The following is a 17,660-nucleotide window of genomic DNA, read 5'->3' on the forward strand; positions in this document are numbered from 1 at the left end:
GCCCGGCTCAGCAGGACCCGGGCCGTCAGCAGAGGGGGCGGGATTCGAACCCGCGGCTGACATCTCTGCCAGCGACCGCTTTCAAGGCGGTTCCGATCGGCCGCTCCGGCACCCCTCCGTGGTCCTCGCGGACCGTGCCAGAGTCTAGTGGCCTCGCGGGCCCGGTGGGCAGGCCCGGTCGGCGTCGCTGCCGCGTGCAACTAGTCCGAGCCGCCGAGCTCCAGCGAGACGGCGTCGTAGACCAGGTCGTGGAGGCGCTGCTGGTGGTGCTCGAGGTCGGCGAGGAGCCGACGGGTCTCGCGCAGGACGGCGTCGGTGTCCAGCTCGCCCAGCACCCCCGCGGACAAAGCTGCCACGCGTGTCCGGAGACGGGACCGGTCCCGGTCGGAGAGGTGGGTGCGAGCGGTCAGCCAGGCCTCCCGTGGGCGGCCCTGCGGCAGGGACAGCGCCTCCTTGACCTCCGAGAGGCGTCCCCGCACCTTCCACCGCCACTCGGGCGCCGTGCTGTCACTGGCGAGGATCTGGCCTAGCTCCCTGAGCGCGATCTCGAGTGAAGACATCCCGCACCACCTTTCGGGCCTGCGTCCGAGATGGAGAACACAGTGTGATCCAGTTCACACCATCGGGACAAGGGCCAGTTTTGTGGGGCCTGCGCGTTCGGGTGTAATCGCCGGGTGAGCAACCCCCCTGCCGACTCGTCCGGTCCCGCCCCCGGTGGTCACCTCGACTTCGCCCTCGCCCCCGTCCTGCGCGCACGGCTGCTGGGCACCGGGCTGGTCGCCATCGGCGCCGTGGTGCTGCTGGGCGCGCTGCTGGCGTGGCTGATCGGAGTGCCCTCGGCCTACGTCACCGGGTTGGTGGTGCTGGCCCTGGTGGGCGCAGCCGCCCTCGGCCTGCTCGTCGGCGTCCGGCACTGGGTGGTCCGGCTCGACGACCTCGGCTACCGGGTCCGGGTGCTGCGCTCGGCGCAGGCGAAGTCGGCCCGGTGGGTCGACGTGCTCGACCTGCAGGCGGTCAACGAGGCCGGCAACCGCCAACTGGTCCTCCGCCTGCGCGACGGGCGTACGACGAGCCTGCCGGTGGACCTCATCGAGGGGGACCCGGCCGCCCTCACGCAGGCCCTGTCGGAGCGTCTCGACCGGGGCCACGGCTACCGCAAGCTCCGCTGATCCGGCGTTCAGACCAGCCCGGTTGTCCTCCGGTGCCCCTCGGTGGGTAACCTGTGCCTGCCGGAACGGGGAGGTGTCGCCTAGCCCGGTTTATGGCGCCCGCCTGCTAAGCGGGTTGAGGGTTGTGCCCTCTCGCGGGTTCAAATCCCGCCACCTCCGCAAGATGACCGCTCCGGACCCCCAGGGTCCGGAGCGGTTCTGCGTTCCCCCCACGTGAGGGTGCGGGAAAGCAGCAGGACCCGCACCCGGGAACGGGTGCGGGTCCTGGCGGATCTGCTGGTGGGGCGGGTGCCTCAGACGCCGAGGCGTGCCTTGAGGCCGTCGAGCTCGGTCCACAGCACGGCGGGAAGGTCGTCGCCGAACTTCTCGAACCACTCGGAGATCTCGGGGATCTCGCGCTTCCACTCCTCGACGTCCACGGCGAGGGCCTTGGCGAGGTCCTCCTCGGTCACGTCGAGGCCGTCGATGTCGAGCGAGCCCGGGGCCGGCACGTGCCCGATGGGGGTCTCGACCGCAGCGGCCTGGCCCTCCATCCGGTCGATGACCCACTTGAGCACGCGGCTGTTCTCGCCGAAGCCCGGCCACAGGAAGCCACCGTCGTCGTTGCGACGGAACCAGTTGACGTAGAAGATGCGCGGCATCTTCGCCTCGTCGTTCTCCTTGCCCATCTTGATCCAGTGGCTGAAGTAGTCACCGGCGTTGTAGCCGATGAACGGCAGCATCGCCATCGGGTCGCGACGGACCACGCCGACCGCACCGGTCGCCGCGGCGGTGGTCTCGCTGGAGAGCGTCGCACCCATGAACGTGCCGTGGACCCAGTCGCGGGCCTCGGTCACGAGGGGGATGGTCGTCTTGCGGCGGCCACCGAACAGGATGGCGTCGATCGGGACACCGCGCGGGTCGTCGTACTCGGGCGCGAGGATCGGGCACTGCTTGATCGGGGTGCAGTACCGGCTGTTGGCGTGGCTGGAGGGCTCCTCGGAGTCGGGAGTCCAGGGCTCGCCCTTCCACGAGGTGGCGTGGGCCGGCGGGTTCTCCAGGCCCTCCCACCAGACGTCGCCGTCGTCGGTGAGCGCGACGTTGGTGAACACCGAGTTGCCGATGTTGATCGTCTTCATCGCGTTCGGGTTGGTGTGCTCGTTGGTGCCGGGGGCGACGCCGAAGAAGCCGAACTCGGGGTTGACCGCCCACAGCCGGCCGTCCTCACCGATCCGCATCCAGGCGATGTCGTCGCCGATGGCCTCGACCTTCCAGCCGGGGATGGTCGGCTCGAGCATGGCCAGGTTGGTCTTGCCGCAGGCGCTGGGGAAGGCCGCGGCGATGTACTTGGTGACCTTGTCGGGGTTGGTCAGCTTCAGGATGAGCATGTGCTCGGCCATCCAGCCCTCGTCGCGCGCCTTGGCGCTGGCGATCCGGAGCGCGTAGCACTTCTTGCCCAGCAGGGCGTTGCCGCCGTACCCGGAGCCGAAGGACCAGATCTTGCGCTCCTCGGGGAACTGCACGATGTACTTGGTGTCGTTGCACGGCCAGGCGACGTCCTCCTGGCCCTCCTCCAGCGGCATTCCCACGGAGTGCAACGCGGGCACGAAGTCGGCGTCGAGCTCCTCCATCCGGCGCAGCACGTTGGTGCCCATCCGGGCCATCACGCGCATGCTCGCGGTGACGTACGCCGAGTCGGTGATCTCGACGCCGAACATCGGGCTCTCGGCCTCGAGGTGACCCATCACGAACGGGATGACGTACATCGTGCGGCCCTTCATGCAGCCGGCGTAGAGCCCGCGCATGACGGCCTTCATCTCGTTGGGGTCCATCCAGTTGTTGGTGGGCCCGCAGTCGCGCTCGTCGACCGAGCAGATGTAGGTCCGGTCCTCGACCCGCGCCACGTCGGTGGGGTCGGAGGCGGCGTGGAAGGAGTTGGGCTTCTTCTCCGGGTCCAGGCGGGTGAAGGTGCCACTGGCCACGAGCGCGTCGGTGACCTCGACCCACTCCTCGTCGGAGCCGGTGCACCAGTAGATGCGGTCCGGGGTGGTGAGCTCGGCTGCCTCGCGGACGAAGGCCAGAATGCCTTCGTGCGTGGTGGGCGCGTCCTCGGTGATGGTCTGGTTCGACGTCTCGGCGGTCATGCCTTGTCTACCTCTCGAGCATTTCGCGGCCGTGCCCGGAGGGGCCAGACCGGCCGTCGAACGCATCGACGGTGTGTGTCCTTGCAAAACTGCCTGTCGGGTGCCGCGACGCTGCACCACCCAGATGGTTCACCCAAGTTACTGCCCGTTTCTCACAGAGCGGTAAGCGAGGTTGGGAGGGAATCTACGTGCCGGTTCGGAATCGGCCTATTGGATCGATCCAGCCGTCTCGTGCCCCGAGCCGGTGTGTCGAGTCTCACGTCGACACGCGGCAGCCCCCGCCCGACGAGGCGCCCGTGGGCGGCCGGTACGCCGGTGCACCCGGGGTCGCACGCCCCGGTCGGAGGCGGCCGATTTCGAGGCCACGGGGGTCGTCCGCTAGAGTTGCGCAGTCTTCTGAGGTCAACCTCGGGGACGGGCGCCTGTAGCTCAACGGATAGAGCATCTGACTACGGATCAGAAGGTTTGGGGTTCGAATCCCTACAGGCGCACAGCACAGGAGGACCCCCGGACCGGCACGCAGGTGCCGACCGGGGGTCCTTATCGTTCTCGGCTGCTGGACGAGTCGCGTTTCACGGTTCCAGACCTCGGGTACCTGCGCGCAGGAGACCCCTGGAGGCGCGCATGTCCGCTCGAGAACCGCAGGAGATGGCCGAGGTAGCCGTCGCCACCGGCGTGAAGAAGTCGAAGAAGTCGTGGGACCGGGTGCTGCTCAGCTCGTTCCTGGCCGGCGCCTACATCGCCTTCGGGGCGATGGTCGCGATCACGGTCTCCTCCGGCCTCGACCCGGAGACCTGGGGCACACTGCCCACGCTGTTCACCGGTGCCGCGTTCACCCTGGGGCTGGTGCTGGTGGTGATCGCCGGCTCCGACCTGGCGACCGGCAACATGATGCTGGTCCCGCTGGGCGCGATGCAGGGCAAGCTCAAGGTCGGTGACGTCGCCCGCAACCTCACCCTCGTGCTCATCGGCAACCTCCTCGGCGCCCTCTTCGTCGCGTTCTTCCTCGCGGTGCAGACCGGTGTCATCGGAGGGGCCGGGGCCGACGCGGCGAGCACCGCGGGGCTGACGCACGAGCGGCTCGCGACGATCGTCGGCGACAAGACCGGGCACACGGCGTGGCAGACGTTCCTGCGGGCGGTCGGCTGCAACTGGCTGGTGTGCCTGGCGGTGTGGATGTCCCTGTCCTCGAAGGCGGTCTCGGGCAAGATCCTCGCCATCTTCTTCCCGATCATGGCGTTCGTGGCGATGGGCTTCGACCACGTCGTGGCCAACATGTTCTTCCTGCCCGCCGCCATGTTCACCGACGTGCCCGGCATCGGTTTGGGTGACGTGCTGCTCAACTGGCTCCTCGCCGGCGCGGGCAACCTCGTGGGCGCGGTGATCTTCGTGTCCACGTCCTACTGGTACCTCTTCCTCAAGGACGCGCCCGAGGACTCGTAACCCGGGGGCGAAGGTCTCGTTTGAGATCTCACCACCCCCGATCATCGGAGTCTCGCCGTGCGCCGTCGACTGCTCGCTGCCGTCCTCACCACCGCGGCAGTCGCCGCCACCGCGATCACCGGCGTGGCTGCGCCCTCGGGCGCGAGCAGCACCGTGCGCTATGTCGCGCTCGGCGACTCCTACAGCGCCGCCTCCGGTGTACTGCCGCTGGACCCGAAGGCGTCACCGATCTGCCTGCGGTCCACGCGCAACTACCCGCACGTGATCGCCTCGCGGACCGCGACCCAGCTCACCGACGTCACCTGCGGCGCCGCCGACACCGACGACTACTTCAGCCCGCAGTACCCGGGCGTCCCGGCCCAGCTCGACGCGGTCACCAAGGACACCCGGCTGGTCACGATGACGATCGGGGGCAACGACAGCAGCGTGTTCATCAACGCGATCGCCCAGTGCGGTCTCGCCGGCATCTCGACGCTGGGCAAGGGCAGCCCGTGCAAGGACAAGTACGGCTCCTCGTTCACCGACACGATCAAGCAGACGACGTACCCGGCGCTGGTGAGGTCGCTGCGGGCGGTCCGCGCCAAGGCGCCCAAGGCCAAGGTCGGCATCCTCAGCTACCCCTGGATCGTGCCTGCGACCGGAGGCTGCTTCCCGCAGCTGCCGCTCGCGACCGGTGACGTGCCCTACCTGCGCAACCTGCAGGGCACGCTCAACGACGCGATCCGCCGGGCGGCGGCGGCGACCGGCGCGACGTACGTCGACCTGAACACCGTCTCCAACGGCCACGACGCCTGCAAGCCGATCGGCGTGCGCTGGGTCGAGCCCGTGGTGGGCGGAACCAACCCGGTGATCGTGCACCCGAACGCGCTCGGCGAGGCCAAGATGGCCGAGCAGGCGATCAAGGTGCTCAAGCTGAGCTGAGCACCGGGCGAGGTGACCCACCGGCAGAAGGGATCGGGCTTCGGACGCAGCCTGGCCCACCCAGGTGATACATGTTGCGTCCCCGAAAGAGGTGCGACGTGGCCCGACTCCCCAGCAAGGTCCTGAAGATCAACGACGCCGCGTGGCTGTTCGCGGAGAGCCGTCGTACGCCGATGCACGTGGGCGTGCTCGCCACGTTCTCCATGCCCGAGGACGCGGACGACTGCTACCTCGAGGACCTGATCAACGAGTGGCGGCGGGTGCGCACCTTCGCACCGCCGTTCAATTACCTGCTCCGGGGTCCCGGGGTGCCGCGCTGGAAGCAGGTCCCGGACGAGCAGATCGACATCGACTACCACCTGCGGCACTCGGCAGTCCCCTCCCCGGGCGGCCAGCGCGCGCTCGGCGTCCTGGTGTCCCGGCTTCACTCGCAGCGGCTCGACCGGCGCTACCCGCTGTGGGAGTGCCACGTCATCGAGGGCGTCGAGGAAGGGAAGTGGTCGCTCTACATCAAGGTGCACCACTCCCAGATCGACGGTGTGGGTGGGCTGCGGCTGGCCCGCCGGATGTTCTCGGTGGACCCGGAGGCCCAGGAGATGCTGCCGCCGTGGGCGATCGGGATGAGCGGTCCCGACCAGTCCGGCCTGGACGAGCCCGCACCGACGAAGACCCTGGCGACGGTCGAGAAGGACCCGGACCCGCTCGCCGGCGCGAAGAGTGCCGTCTCGGTGGCGCAGTCGCTGGCCAGGACGTACACCGAGAGCCTGACCGGGCTCGGAGGTGGCGACCGCGCCGTACCGTTCCGGGCCCCGAGGTCGGTGCTCAACTCCCGGATCCACGCACCGCGACGCTTCGCCACCCAGAACTACGAGATGGACCGGCTCAAGGCCGTCGCGAAGGCGGCGGGCGGCAGCCTCAACGACGTCTTCCTCGCCATCTGCGGAGGGGCGCTGCGCCGCTACCTGCTCGAGCTCGACGCGCTCCCCGCGCAGACCCTGACCGCGAACGTGCCGGTCTCGGTGCGTCCCGAGGGCGCGATCAGCGTCGGCAACGCCATCACGTTCCTCTACACCGAGCTGGGCACCGACATCGCCGACCCGATCGAGCGGATCCAGGCGATCCGCGCCTCCACGCAGCAGGCCAAGGAGCGGCTCCCGCAGGCGGGAGGCGCGCTGATGGACGCCTACACCGCGGTGCTGATGGGGCCGTTCCTGGCGCCGGCGGTGATCGGCGTCGGCGGCTACGGCCCCCCGGACGCCAACCTGGTGATCTCCAACGTGCCGGGACTGCGCGAGCCCCGCTACTTCAACGGCTCCCGGCTCGAGGAGTACTACCCGCTGAGCCTGCTCTTCCACGGCCAGGGCCTGAACATCACCGGGGTGAGCAACGCCAGCACCTTCTGCATCGGCTACACGGGATGCCGCGACACGCTGCCGCACCTGCAGCGGGTGGCCGTCTACAGCGGCGAGGCGCTCGAGGAGCTCGAGAGCGCGCTCGGCCTCCAGTGGCAGTCCGAGGAGCAGCACTCCGCCGCCAACTGAGCTGCTTCCCGGGGCCGGGGGGCGCCGTCGGGACCGCGCTGCCGGTGGGTCAAAATAGGGTTCGTGACAGCCGACTCCAGCCCCGGAACTCGTGACGCCGCGGAGGTCGGACCCACAGCCGCCCGCACGGCCTGGGCCGAGGCGGCGCGGCCGGCCCTGATCGAGGTGGCAGGGCGCTACCGCGCCACGATCACCTACAAGTCGCTCGCCACCGCGGTGCAGGAGTCCAGCGGCATCACCACGTCCCAGCCGATGCACCAGTGGATCGGCGACGTGCTCGAACGCGTCACCCAGGACTGCCAGTCACGCGGGGAGCCGCTGCTCTCCTCGCTGTGCGTGAGCATCCAGGGCAGCGTGGGTGCGGCGTACGCCGACGCAGTCGAGCTCGCCCGCGGCACCCGCCCCGAGGACCCGGACGAGGAGGCCGCCCACGAGCGGCTGGCCTGCTACCGGCACTGGGAGGCGGCCGGCCTGCCGCGCGACGGCGGAACCCCGCTGCGCACCGCGCACTTCAAGCCCGTCCGCAAGGCCGCCGCGAGCAAGCCCGCCGCGACGCGCGTCCCGGGGACTCCCCGCAAGGCAGCCCCCGCCGCGCGCAAGGCCGCGCCCGAGCCTCCCGCCGAGAAGCCGATCCCGCTGTGCCCCAAGTGCTTCACCGCGGTGCCGGCCTCCGGCATCTGCGACTACTGCGACTGAGCACCGGCTCGGGGAGCCGTCAGCCCTGGACCACCTCGAGCAGCGCGGCGCCCCACTTGTCGATCTTGCCGGCGCCGATGCCCGAGATGCCGGCCAGCTCGGTGGTGGTGGCCGGCATCTCGGCGGCCACCTGGCGCAGCGTCGCGTCGTGGAAGACGACGTAGGCAGGAAGGCCGGCTTCCTTCGCGGTCGCCGCACGCCAGGCGCGCAGCCGCTCGAACCGTGCCTCGCCGTCCGCGTCCAGCGGGACCTGGTCGGCCTTGCCCTTGCCCGTGCGTGAACCGCCCGAGGAGCGCTTGCGGGCAGCCTTGGGGGCCTCGGTGCGGAGCGCGACCGTGCGCTCGCCGCGCAGCACCTCGTTGGAGCCCTCGGTGAGCTCGAGGGTGCCGTACCCGTCGCCGGAGACCGCGAGCAGTCGCCGCGCGAGGAGCTGGCGGATCACCCCGCGCCACCCGGCCGCGTCGAGCTCGGTCCCGATGCCGAAGACCGACAGCGTGGTGTGGTCGAGCTGGGTCACGCGCGGGGTCTCGTTGCCGAGCAGGATGTCGACGACGTGGCCGGCGCCGTACCGCTGACCGCGCTGGTGCAGGCGTACGACGGCCGAGAGCACCTTCTGGGCGGGGATGGTCCCGTCCCACGTCTGCGGTGGTGCCGCGCAGGTGTCGCAGTTGCCGCACGGCCCCGACTCCTGGCCGAAGTAGCCGAGCAGCTGTACCCGCCGGCACTCGACGGTCTCGCACAGGGCGAGCATCGCGTCGAGGTGCTGCCCGAGCCGGCGCCTGTGGGCGGCGTCGCCCTCGGAGCCGTCGATCATCCGGCGCTGCTGGACCACGTCGGCGAGGCCGTAGGCCAGCCACGCGGTCGCGGGGGCGCCGTCGCGCCCGGCCCGCCCGGTCTCCTGGTAGTAGCCCTCCACCGACTTCGGCAGGTCCAGGTGCGCCACGAACCGGACGTCGGGTTTGTCGATCCCCATCCCGAACGCGATCGTCGCCGTCATCACCAGCCCGGGCTCGCGCAGGAACCTCGCCTGGTGCTCCGCGCGCACGGAGGCGTCCAGGCCGGCGTGGTACGGCAGCGCGGGGATGCCGTTCTTGGCCAGGAACTTCGCGGTCTCCTCGACCGACTTGCGCGAGAGGCAGTACACGATCCCCGCGTCCCCGGCGTGCTCGGTGCGCAGCAGGTCGAGCAGCTGGGCGCGGGGGTTGTCCTTGGGCACGATCCGGTACTCGATGTTGGGCCGGTCGAAGCTCGCGACGAACCGGGTCGCGTCGTCGAGGTGGAGCCGCTGCGCGATCTCGGCGGCGGTCGCGGCGGTCGCGGTCGCGGTGAGCGCGATCCGGGGGACCTCGGGCCACCGCTCGCCGAGGACGGTGAGCTGGAGGTAGTCGGGGCGGAAGTCGTGCCCCCACGAGGACACGCAGTGCGCCTCGTCGATGGCGAACAGGGCGATGGTGCCGCGCGCGAGCAGGTGCAGGGTCGAGGGCACCGAGAGGCGCTCGGGGGCGAGGTAGAGCAGGTCGAGCTCCCCGGCGACGTACGCCTCCTCGACGCGGCGGCGCTCGGAGGCGTCCTGGGTGGAGTTCAGGAAGGCGGCGCGTACGCCGAGGGCTGCCAGCGCGTCCACCTGGTCCTGCATCAGCGCGATCAGCGGGGAGATGACCACGCCGGTGCCTGGGCGCACGAGGGCGGGGACCTGGTAGCACAGCGACTTGCCCGCGCCGGTCGGCATCAGCACGAGCGCGTCCCCGCCGGAGACGACGGTGTCGATGATCGCCGCCTGCTCGCCGCGGAACTCGGGGTAGCCGAACACGGTCCGCAGGGTCTCGAGCGGGCTGGTGGTGATCGCTTCCGGCATGCCGCTCATCGTGCCCGACCCGCGTCGCCGCGCGGCGCTCGCCTCACCCCCGGTCGGCGAGGTCTGCCCGCACCAGCGCCGTCGCCAGCCTCGCGACCTCCCCACGTGGTGCCAGCTCGGCCAGGGCAGCGGGCTCGGTCGGGAGCCCCAGCTTCTCCGCCCGGCGCAGCGCCCGGTCGTCGAAGTACGGCGACACCTCCGGCCACACGTCCTGCACCTCTCGGCAGAAGATCCGCGCCCCGACCGGCCCGATCCGGGGCGTCTGCGCCACCGCCTCGAGCAGGTCCTCCACTCCCGCGTGGCCGCGGGGACGGATCCGGCGCAGGTCTCCGTCGTACTCCTCGAGCAGCCACACCGCCCCCTCCTCGAGCTTGGTGGAGGTGCTCTCGTCGTACCTCTTGTAGCCGGCGCGCCCCAGCGCCGTCACCCGCTGCCGCCAGGTCGCGTCACGCATCCTCTCCGGCGTACGCCACCCCTGCGCGAACAGCTCCCGCGCTGCAGCCACGGCGACGTCGGCCGAGATCCGCGTCGAGCTGAGCATCGTCAGCACCAGCAGCTGGTAGAGCGGGGCGGGCTCGTCCTTCAGCCTGATCCCGGCCGCCTCGGCGTACGTCGTCCCGTGCTCGTCCAGCAGCTCGTCCAGGGTTTGGGGCATGGGAGGGGTCTACCCAGAACCGGCGGCAGTTTCCCCCCACCCGAAGGAAGTGATGCCCCCCACAGCCTCCGCACCACCGGCGCAGGGGGCCGGGCGGGGATGGGATTCTGGGGCGATCCCCACGACAGGACCGAGATGGCGACCGTACGACGCACCGCACCGCGCATCGAGCCCGTGCTCCACCGCGAGCTCCGCGCCGGTGACCACGACGACCTGCGGCCGCGGGCCGACCTGGACCGGAGCCGGTTCGAGCAGGTGCACGCCGACCACCTGGACCTCGGCAACGGGTCGGCGATCAGCGAGTGCCACTTCGACGGGCTCGCCGCCGACGACCTCGAGCTGTCCAGCTCGCGGGTCAACGACACCACGCTGGCCGGGCTCGACGTCCCCGTGGCGAGGGCCAACCGCGGGGTGTGGCGCGACGTGGAGATCGGCCCCGGCCGGGTCGGCTCGTTGGAGGCCTACGACGCGCAGTGGCGCCGCGTGCACCTGGTCGGGTGCAAGCTCACCTACGTCAACCTGCGCGGCAGCGAGCTGCTCGACGTGGTGTTCACCGACTGCCAGATCGACGAGCTCGACCTGGGCCGGGCCAAGCTGACCAGGGTGGCGCTGCCCGGGACCCGGGTCGCCCACCTCGACGTGCAGAACGCCGAGCTCGAGCACGTGGACCTGAGGGACACCACGCTCACCGACGTCAGCGGGGTGAACCACCTCCGCGGGGCCACCGTCACCTCCGCACAGCTGGTGCTGCTGGCGCCCCTGCTCGCCCGCGAGATCGGGCTCGTGGTCGAGGGCTGACCCCGGTCGTGCCCACCTAGTCCCGCGACTGCAGGCGGCGGGCGAGGAACGGCACGAGCAGCAGGATGAACACCAGCCGGAACAGCTGTACCGCCATCACGTAGGTGACGTCGGCCCCGCTGTCGGCAGCGGTGGCCAGTACGGCGAACAGGCCGCCCGGCGTCGTCGCGAGGTACGCCGTCAACCCGTCGACGGGAGTCAGCCAGGCCAGCAGCGCGCCCATGCCGCCGGTGAGGGCGATCATCGCCACGATGATGGCCAGCACCAGCGGCAGCATCCGGGTGATCGAGGCGAGGCTGGCGCGGGTGAACCGCAGCCCCACCTGGATCCCGATCAGGGCGTATCCGACCCACTGGACGGGCACCGGCACCGAGACGTCCCCGAACCAGCCCGACGAGGCCAGCGCCGCCGCGAGGACAAGGGGTGCCAGCAACGTCGAGGTGCCGAACGGCACGACGCGGGCGAGCACCAGCCCGCCCACGAGCGTCACTGCAACGAAGAGGAGCTGCGCCGGCAGCGGTGCGTCGCCCGGCTCGAAGCTGCCCTGTCCGCCCTTCGGGTCGAAGACGACGGTCGTCACCAGCGGCAGCGTCAGCAGCACGAGGAGCACCCGGAGGTACTGCACCACGGTCACCACCCGGTCGTCGGCGCCGAGGTCGTTGGCGATCGCGACCACCCCGGACGCTCCCCCGGCGATCAGCGCGAAGGTGCCGGTGACCGGGGTGACGTCGTCGCGCAGGGCCAGGATCCTCCCGGCCACCAGGCTGATCACGACGGTGCCGATCGTGATCGCCACGATCGGCAGCAGCGCGCTGCCCATCGCCGCCAGGGACGAGAGGCTGACCAGGGAGCCGATCGTGACGCCGATGATCCCCTGGCCGACGCGGTAGGCCAGCCGCGGCACCCGCAGCGGCGTACGGGAGGTGAGCGCGTGCGCCATCCCGCCGAGCAGCGAGGCGAACAGCACCGCTGAGGGCAGGTGCAGCAGGCTGAAGGCCACGCCGAGGAGCACCGTCACGCCGACGACCACGAGGGCCGCGACGAGCTGGCTGCGAGGTCGCCTGGTCACCGCCGGGTCAGCCGGTGTTGCGCATCCCGGCCGCGATCCCGTTGATCGTCAGCAGCAGCGCCCGCTCGAGCTCGGGGTCCTCCTCGTCGTTCGCGCGACGCCGCTCCAGCAGCTGGACCTGCAGCAGGTGCAGCGGCTCGAGGTAGTTCTCGCGAACCTCGAGGGTCTGTCGCAGCACCGGCTCGCGGTCCAGCAGCGCGGAGTCGCCGGTGACCGCGAGCACCTGCGCGACCGTGAGCTCGAACTCCTCGCGGACGATGTCGAGGATGCCGTGGGTGTGCTCCGGCGCCAGGGCGGTGACGTAGCGCTCGGAGATGTCGAGGTCGGCCTTGGCCAGCGTCATCGCGACGTTGTCCAGGAAGGTCCGGAAGAACGGCCAGTGCTCGTACATCTCGCGCAGGTCGTCACGGTGCTCCTCGACCGCGGCCAGGCCCGAGCCGACGCCGAACCAGCCGGGCACGATCTGGCGCGACTGGGTCCAGCCGAACACCCACGGGATCGCGCGCAGCCCGTCGAGGCCGCCGTCCTGCTGCGGGCGACGCGAGGGCCGTGACCCGATGTGCAGCGAGCCGAGCAGGTCGACCGGGGTGCAGGCCAGGAAGTACTCCGGCAGCTCGGGGCGCTCGACGAGGTCGCAGTAGCGGCGGTGCGCATGCTCCGAGACCTGGTCCATCAGCTCGTCCCACCGGCTCGCCTGCTCCGGCGTACGACGGTCGGTGCGGTGGAGCAGGCTGGCCTCCAGGGTCCCGGCGACCAGCAGCTCGAGGTTCTCGCGCGCCAGGACCGGCAGGGCGTACTTGTCGCTGATCACCTCGCCCTGCTCGGTGAGCTTCACCTCGCCCTCGACGGTGCCGAAGGGCAGCGCCATGATCGCGTCGTACGTCGGGCCGCCACCGCGTCCCACCGAGCCGCCGCGGCCGTGGAAGAACCGCAGCCGGACCCCGTGCCTGGCGGCCACGTCGCGCGCCGTGCGCTGGGCCCGCTGGATCTGCCACTGCGAGGTGGCGATGCCGCCGGACTTGTTGGAGTCGGAGTAGCCGAGCATGACCTCCTGGACGTCGCCGCGGGCCGCCACGAGCTTGCGGTACGACGGGTCGCTGAGCAGGCCGTCCAGGATCGGCTCCGCACGCTCGAGCTCCTGGACGGTCTCCAGCAGCGGGACGAACCCGATCCGGGCCGTGCCCTCGGCGAGGTCGACCAGCCCGGCCTCGCGGGCGAGCAGCACCGCGGCCAGCACGTCGTCGACGTCCATGGTCATCGAGATGATGTAGCTCTCGATGGCCCGCTCCCCCAGCGCGTCCAGGCACTCCCCCACGACCGCGAAGATCTCCGCGGTCTGCTGCCCGTCCTCGTCGATCGGCGGTGGCTGGTGCGACAGCGGCCGGTGCACGGTGAGCTCCTTGCTGAGCAGCTCGCGGCGTTCGTCGCGGTCGAGCTCGGCGTAGGGCTTCTCCAGGGTGCCGAGCCTGTCGATGAGCTGGCCGACCGCGTGGTGGTGCTTGTCCGCGTGCTCGCGCACGTCGAGGGTCGCCAGGGTGAGACCCGACGCCGCGACGGTGCGCACCAGCCGGCGCAGGTCCCCGCCGGCGATCAGCGGGCCCTGGTACTTCTCCACCGAGCCGTGCAGCAGGAGGAGGTCGTCCATCAGCTCGGTGTCGTCGCGGTAGTCGCGGCCGGGCCGGTGCGGCTCGCCCTGGCGGACACGCACGTCGGTCAGCTGCAGCCGCAGGTCCACGCAGGTCAGGAACAGCCGGTAGGGCTCCTCGATGTTGAGCCGGCGGTAGCGCGGCTCCACCTCCGGGAGCCGCTCGAGCATCTCGTCGGTGCGGTCGCGCAGGTCCTGGGCGACCTCGGAGAGTCGCTCGCTGACCGAGAGCGTCCGCCGGAGGTCGTTGATCTTGCGGCGGATCACGGTGATGCCGTGCGAGGCCTGCAGCCGGAGGACCTCACGGGTCATCGCCGGGGTCACGTTGGGGTTGCCGTCGCGGTCGCCACCCATCCAGGTGCCGAACCGCAGCGGGCTGGTGGTCAGCGGCAGCTCGACGTCCCACGGGGCGAGGTTCTCCTCGAGCTCCTCGAGCACGTCGAGGACGGCGGCGGAGTTCAGGCCCTCGAGGTAGTAGATGCCGTTGCGCGCCTCGTCGATCACCTCGGGTCGCTCCACCCGCAGCTCGTCGGTCTGCCAGAGCAGGTCCACGGCCGCCTCGAGGCGGGTGGTCCGGCGAGCCGTGTCCGGCTCCTCGAGCAGGGCGGCGACCGCGCGGAGCTTGTCGAGCGTCGTACGCCGCTGGACCTCGGTGGGGTGCGCGGTGAACACCGACCGGACCGCGACGTTCGAGACGGCCTCGGCGACGTCGGAGGCCTCGATCCCGCTCTCGCGGACGCGGGCGAGTGCCCCGCTGAGCGGACCGCCGTCCTCGGCGCGGGCGTCGAGCAGCGCGCGACCGCGGTGCTCCTGCTCGGTGACGTTCGCGAGGTGGAAGTACGCCGTGAACGCGCGCGCCAGCGTCGTCGCGGTGGCCACGTCGAGCTCGGGCAGGGACAGCGTGTCGTCCTTCGCCGCCTTGCGCACGCTCTCGACGAGGTCGAGCAGGTCCTGGCCGTGGGTGCGGGTCAGGGTGTTGCCCAGCATCGAGGTCACGATCCGGATGTCGCGGCGCAGCGGGGCTTCGGCGGACTGGGGCAGGTGCTCGGACATGAGGGCCTCAGCAGAGGTCGGACGGCCGGACGGACCGTGGCACGTCGGGGGACAGGAGAGCCGGCATCTTCGGCGGCCCCTGCACACGAACCTAGGGGAGTACGCCGCCCGGCGCACGTCCAGGGGTCCACGGCGAGCTGGTTGTAACGCGGGGTTTACGTTGCCGGGTGCTCTCCCGGGAGGACACCCGGCAACGCGAACCCCGCGTCACCCCCCGCGCTCAGGCAGCGGTGGCCGTCGCGACCGGAGCCTGCTCCAGCGCCGAGGCGACGACGTCGAGCACGTCGCCGACGAGGTGCACGGTCACGTCCGCGAGCACGTCGGCGGGCACCTCGTCCAGATCGGGCTCGTTGCGCGCCGGCAGGAACACCTCGGTGAGGCCGTTGCGCTGGGCCGCGAGCAGCTTCTGCTTGGCGCCGCCGATCGGCAGCACCCGCCCGTTCAGCGTGACCTCGCCGGTCATCCCGACCTCACCGCGCACCGGGCGGCCGGTCAGCAGCGAGGTCAGCGCCGTCACCATGGTCACGCCCGCCGACGGCCCGTCCTTGGGTACGGCGCCCGCCGGCACGTGCACGTGGATCGTCCGCTCCAGCGACGCCGGGTCGATCCCGAGCCGCTCGGCGTGCGAGCGCACGAACGACAGCGCGATCTGCGCCGACTCCTTCATCACGTCCCCGAGCTGACCGGTGAGCTTGAGGTCGGCCGGCCCCGCGCTGGCGCTGGCCTCGATGAACAGGACGTCACCGCCCAGCCCGGTCACGGCCAAACCGGTCGCGACACCGGGCACCGAGGTGCGCTCGTGGGACTCCGGCTCGAACCGCGGCCGGCCCAGGAACTCCTTGAGATCCGCACGGTCGATCTCGAGCTTCGCCTCGGGATCCGTGGCCAGCCGGGTCGCCGCCTTGCGCAGCAGCTTGGCCAGGAACCGCTCCATCTGGCGTACGCCGGCCTCACGGGTGTAGTTCGCCGCGAGCTCGCGCAGCGCCTCGTCGCTGACCGTGACCTCCTCGGAGGTGACCGCGGCCCGCTCGAGCTGGCGGGGCAGCAGGAAGTCGCGGGCGATCGCGACCTTGTCGTCCTCGGTGTAGCCGTCGAGGGTGACCAGCTCCATCCGGTCCAGCAGCGCCGAGGGGATCTGCTCCACCACGTTGGCGGTCGCGATGAACAGCACGTCGGACAGGTCCAGGTCGAGCTCGAGGTAGTGGTCGCGGAAGGTGTGGTTCTGCGCCGGGTCGAGCACCTCGAGCAGGGCGGCCGCGGGGTCGCCGCGGTAGTCGGCGCCCACCTTGTCGACCTCGTCGAGCAGGACGACCGGGTTCATCGAGCCGGCCTCCTTGATTGCCCGGACGATCCGGCCGGGCAGTGCGCCGACGTACGTCCTGCGGTGGCCCCTGATCTCGGCCTCGTCGCGGACACCGCCGAGGGCGACGCGGACGAACTTGCGGCCCAGGGCGCGGGCGACGCTCTCACCGAGGGAGGTCTTGCCCACTCCGGGAGGCCCGGCGAGCAGCACCACGGCACCCGAGCCGCGTCCACCGACGACCTGGAGGCCGCGCTCGGCGCGACGGGCACGCACCGCGAGGTACTCCACGATCCGTTCCTTGACCTCGTCGAGGCCGTGGTGGTCCGCGTCGAGCACCGCCTGCGCGGCGGCGAGGTCCACGCTGTCCTCGGTGGTCACGCCCCACGGCAGCTCCAGCACCGTGTCGAGCCAGGTGCGGATCCACGCGGCCTCGGGGTTCTGGTCGCTGGAGCGCTCCAGCTTGTCGACCTCGCGCAGCATCGCCTCGCGCACCGTGTCGGGCACCTCGGCCTGCTCCACGCGGGCGCGGTAGTCCTCGGAGCCCTCGGGCTCGCCCTCGCCGAGCTCCTTGCGGATCGCGGCGAGCTGCTGGCGCAGCAGGAACTCGCGCTGGCTCTTCTCCATCCCCTCGCGGACGTCCTCACCGATCTTGTCGGTGACCTCCACCTCGGCGAGGTAGTCCGAGGTCCAGCCGATCAGCGTGGTCAGCCGCTCCTCCACGTCGGGCGTCTCGAGCAGCTGCTGCTTGCGCTCGGTGGAGAGGTACGGCGCGTACCCGGCCGCATCGGCCAGCATCGCGGGGTCGTCCATCTGGTTCACCGAGTCGATCACCTGCCAGGCGTCACGGCGCGTGAGCACGGCGACGACGAGGCGCTTGTACTCCTCGGCCAGCGTGTGCGCCCGCGCGGTCTCGTGCTCCTCGACGGGCTCGACCTCGACCCAGAGCGCGGCGCCCGGACCGGTCACCCCGCTGCCGATGCGCCCGCGGCGCTCGGCCTTCAGCACCGCGGCGGGGGCGCCGCCGCTGAACCGGCCGACGCGCTCGACGGTCGCGATCACGCCGTACGACGCGTAGCGACCCTCCAGACGGGGGGCGACGAGCAGACGGCCGTCCTCGCTGCTGCCGGCGGCGTCGATCGCCGCCTGGGAGGACTCGTCGAGCTGGATGGGGACGACCATGCCGGGCAGCACGACGAGGTCGGCGACGAAGAGAACGGGGAGGCTGGTAGCGAGAGACAAGGTCCGCACCTTTCAGAATTGAGCGATGCTGGCTCAACCCTGGCGGCGTCGGTGATGTTCCGCACAGACGCGCCGTTCACCGTTGGCGAACGGGGCTTTCAGATGCGACGGGTCGACGGGGTCTGGGATTTCAGATGTGACGTCTCGGCG

Annotated in this window: 13 protein-coding genes and 3 tRNA genes; 8 read left to right on the plus strand and 8 right to left on the minus strand. The window is 71.2% G+C overall.

Annotated elements, in window-relative coordinates:
* Window positions 1-29: 29 nt before the first annotated feature.
* Together AC4BGB_RS11600 and AC4BGB_RS11605 are read right to left on the minus strand one after the other, a co-directional pair.
* Window positions 30-118: transfer RNA gene (locus AC4BGB_RS11600), tRNA-Ser, on the minus strand.
* Between the two features lie 82 nt (window positions 119-200).
* Complete coding sequence (locus AC4BGB_RS11605) at window positions 201-560, minus strand: hypothetical protein (RefSeq protein ID WP_490547007.1); 360 nt, start codon at window positions 558-560, stop codon at window positions 201-203.
* 114 nt (window positions 561-674) lie between these two features.
* On the opposite strand from AC4BGB_RS11605, the gene AC4BGB_RS11610 reads away from it, so the two are divergent.
* Window positions 675-1,169, plus strand: a complete 495-nt coding sequence (locus tag AC4BGB_RS11610) for a hypothetical protein (protein ID WP_490547008.1) — start codon at window positions 675-677, stop codon at window positions 1,167-1,169.
* 69 nt (window positions 1,170-1,238) lie between these two features.
* Window positions 1,239-1,328: transfer RNA gene (locus AC4BGB_RS11615), tRNA-Ser, on the plus strand.
* A 134-nt stretch (window positions 1,329-1,462) separates the two neighbouring features.
* Here AC4BGB_RS11615 and AC4BGB_RS11620 read toward each other — a convergent pair.
* Window positions 1,463-3,292, minus strand: coding sequence for a phosphoenolpyruvate carboxykinase (GTP) (locus tag AC4BGB_RS11620; protein ID WP_490547009.1), 1,830 nt, complete (start codon window positions 3,290-3,292; stop codon window positions 1,463-1,465).
* 418 nt (window positions 3,293-3,710) lie between these two features.
* Between AC4BGB_RS11620 and AC4BGB_RS11625 the strand changes: the two genes are divergently transcribed.
* The 5 genes from AC4BGB_RS11625 to AC4BGB_RS11645 all read left to right on the plus strand — a co-directional run bounded on the left by AC4BGB_RS11625 (window position 3,711) and on the right by AC4BGB_RS11645 (window position 7,893).
* Window positions 3,711-3,783: transfer RNA gene (locus tag AC4BGB_RS11625), tRNA-Arg, on the plus strand.
* A gap of 133 nt (window positions 3,784-3,916) precedes the next feature.
* Window positions 3,917-4,735 carry a formate/nitrite transporter family protein gene (locus tag AC4BGB_RS11630; RefSeq protein WP_490547010.1) on the plus strand — a complete coding sequence of 273 codons (819 nt, stop codon included), beginning with the start codon at window positions 3,917-3,919 and terminating at the stop codon, window positions 4,733-4,735.
* A gap of 57 nt (window positions 4,736-4,792) precedes the next feature.
* Window positions 4,793-5,656 carry an SGNH/GDSL hydrolase family protein gene (locus tag AC4BGB_RS11635; RefSeq protein WP_490547011.1) on the plus strand — a complete coding sequence of 288 codons (864 nt, stop codon included), beginning with the start codon at window positions 4,793-4,795 and terminating at the stop codon, window positions 5,654-5,656.
* A gap of 98 nt (window positions 5,657-5,754) precedes the next feature.
* The gene (locus AC4BGB_RS11640; RefSeq protein WP_490547012.1) at window positions 5,755-7,197 is read left to right on the plus strand and encodes a WS/DGAT/MGAT family O-acyltransferase; all 1,443 of its coding nucleotides are present in this window, start codon (window positions 5,755-5,757) and stop codon (window positions 7,195-7,197) included.
* 63 nt (window positions 7,198-7,260) lie between these two features.
* The gene (locus AC4BGB_RS11645; RefSeq protein ID WP_490547013.1) at window positions 7,261-7,893 is read left to right on the plus strand and encodes a hypothetical protein; all 633 of its coding nucleotides are present in this window, start codon (window positions 7,261-7,263) and stop codon (window positions 7,891-7,893) included.
* Between the two features lie 19 nt (window positions 7,894-7,912).
* Here AC4BGB_RS11645 and recQ read toward each other — a convergent pair whose 3' ends face one another.
* On the minus strand, window positions 7,913-9,748 hold the full coding sequence (recQ, locus tag AC4BGB_RS11650) for a DNA helicase RecQ (RefSeq protein WP_490547014.1): 1,836 nt from the start codon (window positions 9,746-9,748) through the stop codon (window positions 7,913-7,915).
* 43 nt (window positions 9,749-9,791) lie between these two features.
* Window positions 9,792-10,403, minus strand: a complete 612-nt coding sequence (locus tag AC4BGB_RS11655) for an endonuclease (RefSeq protein WP_490547015.1) — start codon at window positions 10,401-10,403, stop codon at window positions 9,792-9,794.
* 135 nt (window positions 10,404-10,538) lie between these two features.
* Here AC4BGB_RS11655 and AC4BGB_RS11660 point away from each other — a divergent pair, with 135 nt between their 5' ends.
* Window positions 10,539-11,201, plus strand: coding sequence for a pentapeptide repeat-containing protein (locus AC4BGB_RS11660; protein ID WP_490547016.1), 663 nt, complete (start codon window positions 10,539-10,541; stop codon window positions 11,199-11,201).
* Window positions 11,202-11,217: 16 nt separating this feature from the next.
* On the opposite strand, the gene AC4BGB_RS11665 is transcribed toward AC4BGB_RS11660, so the two are convergent.
* The 3 genes from AC4BGB_RS11665 to lon form a co-directional block, all read right to left on the minus strand.
* Window positions 11,218-12,270, minus strand: coding sequence for an AbrB family transcriptional regulator (locus tag AC4BGB_RS11665; protein ID WP_490547017.1), 1,053 nt, complete (start codon window positions 12,268-12,270; stop codon window positions 11,218-11,220).
* Window positions 12,271-12,277: 7 nt separating this feature from the next.
* Complete coding sequence (ppc, locus tag AC4BGB_RS11670; RefSeq protein ID WP_490547018.1) at window positions 12,278-14,968, minus strand: phosphoenolpyruvate carboxylase; 2,691 nt, start codon at window positions 14,966-14,968, stop codon at window positions 12,278-12,280.
* 220 nt (window positions 14,969-15,188) lie between these two features.
* The gene (gene lon / locus AC4BGB_RS11675) at window positions 15,189-17,519 is read right to left on the minus strand and encodes an endopeptidase La (protein ID WP_490547019.1); all 2,331 of its coding nucleotides are present in this window, start codon (window positions 17,517-17,519) and stop codon (window positions 15,189-15,191) included.
* Window positions 17,520-17,660: the final 141 nt, after the last annotated feature.

Source organism: Nocardioides sp. Z30_9, assembly GCF_058215735.1.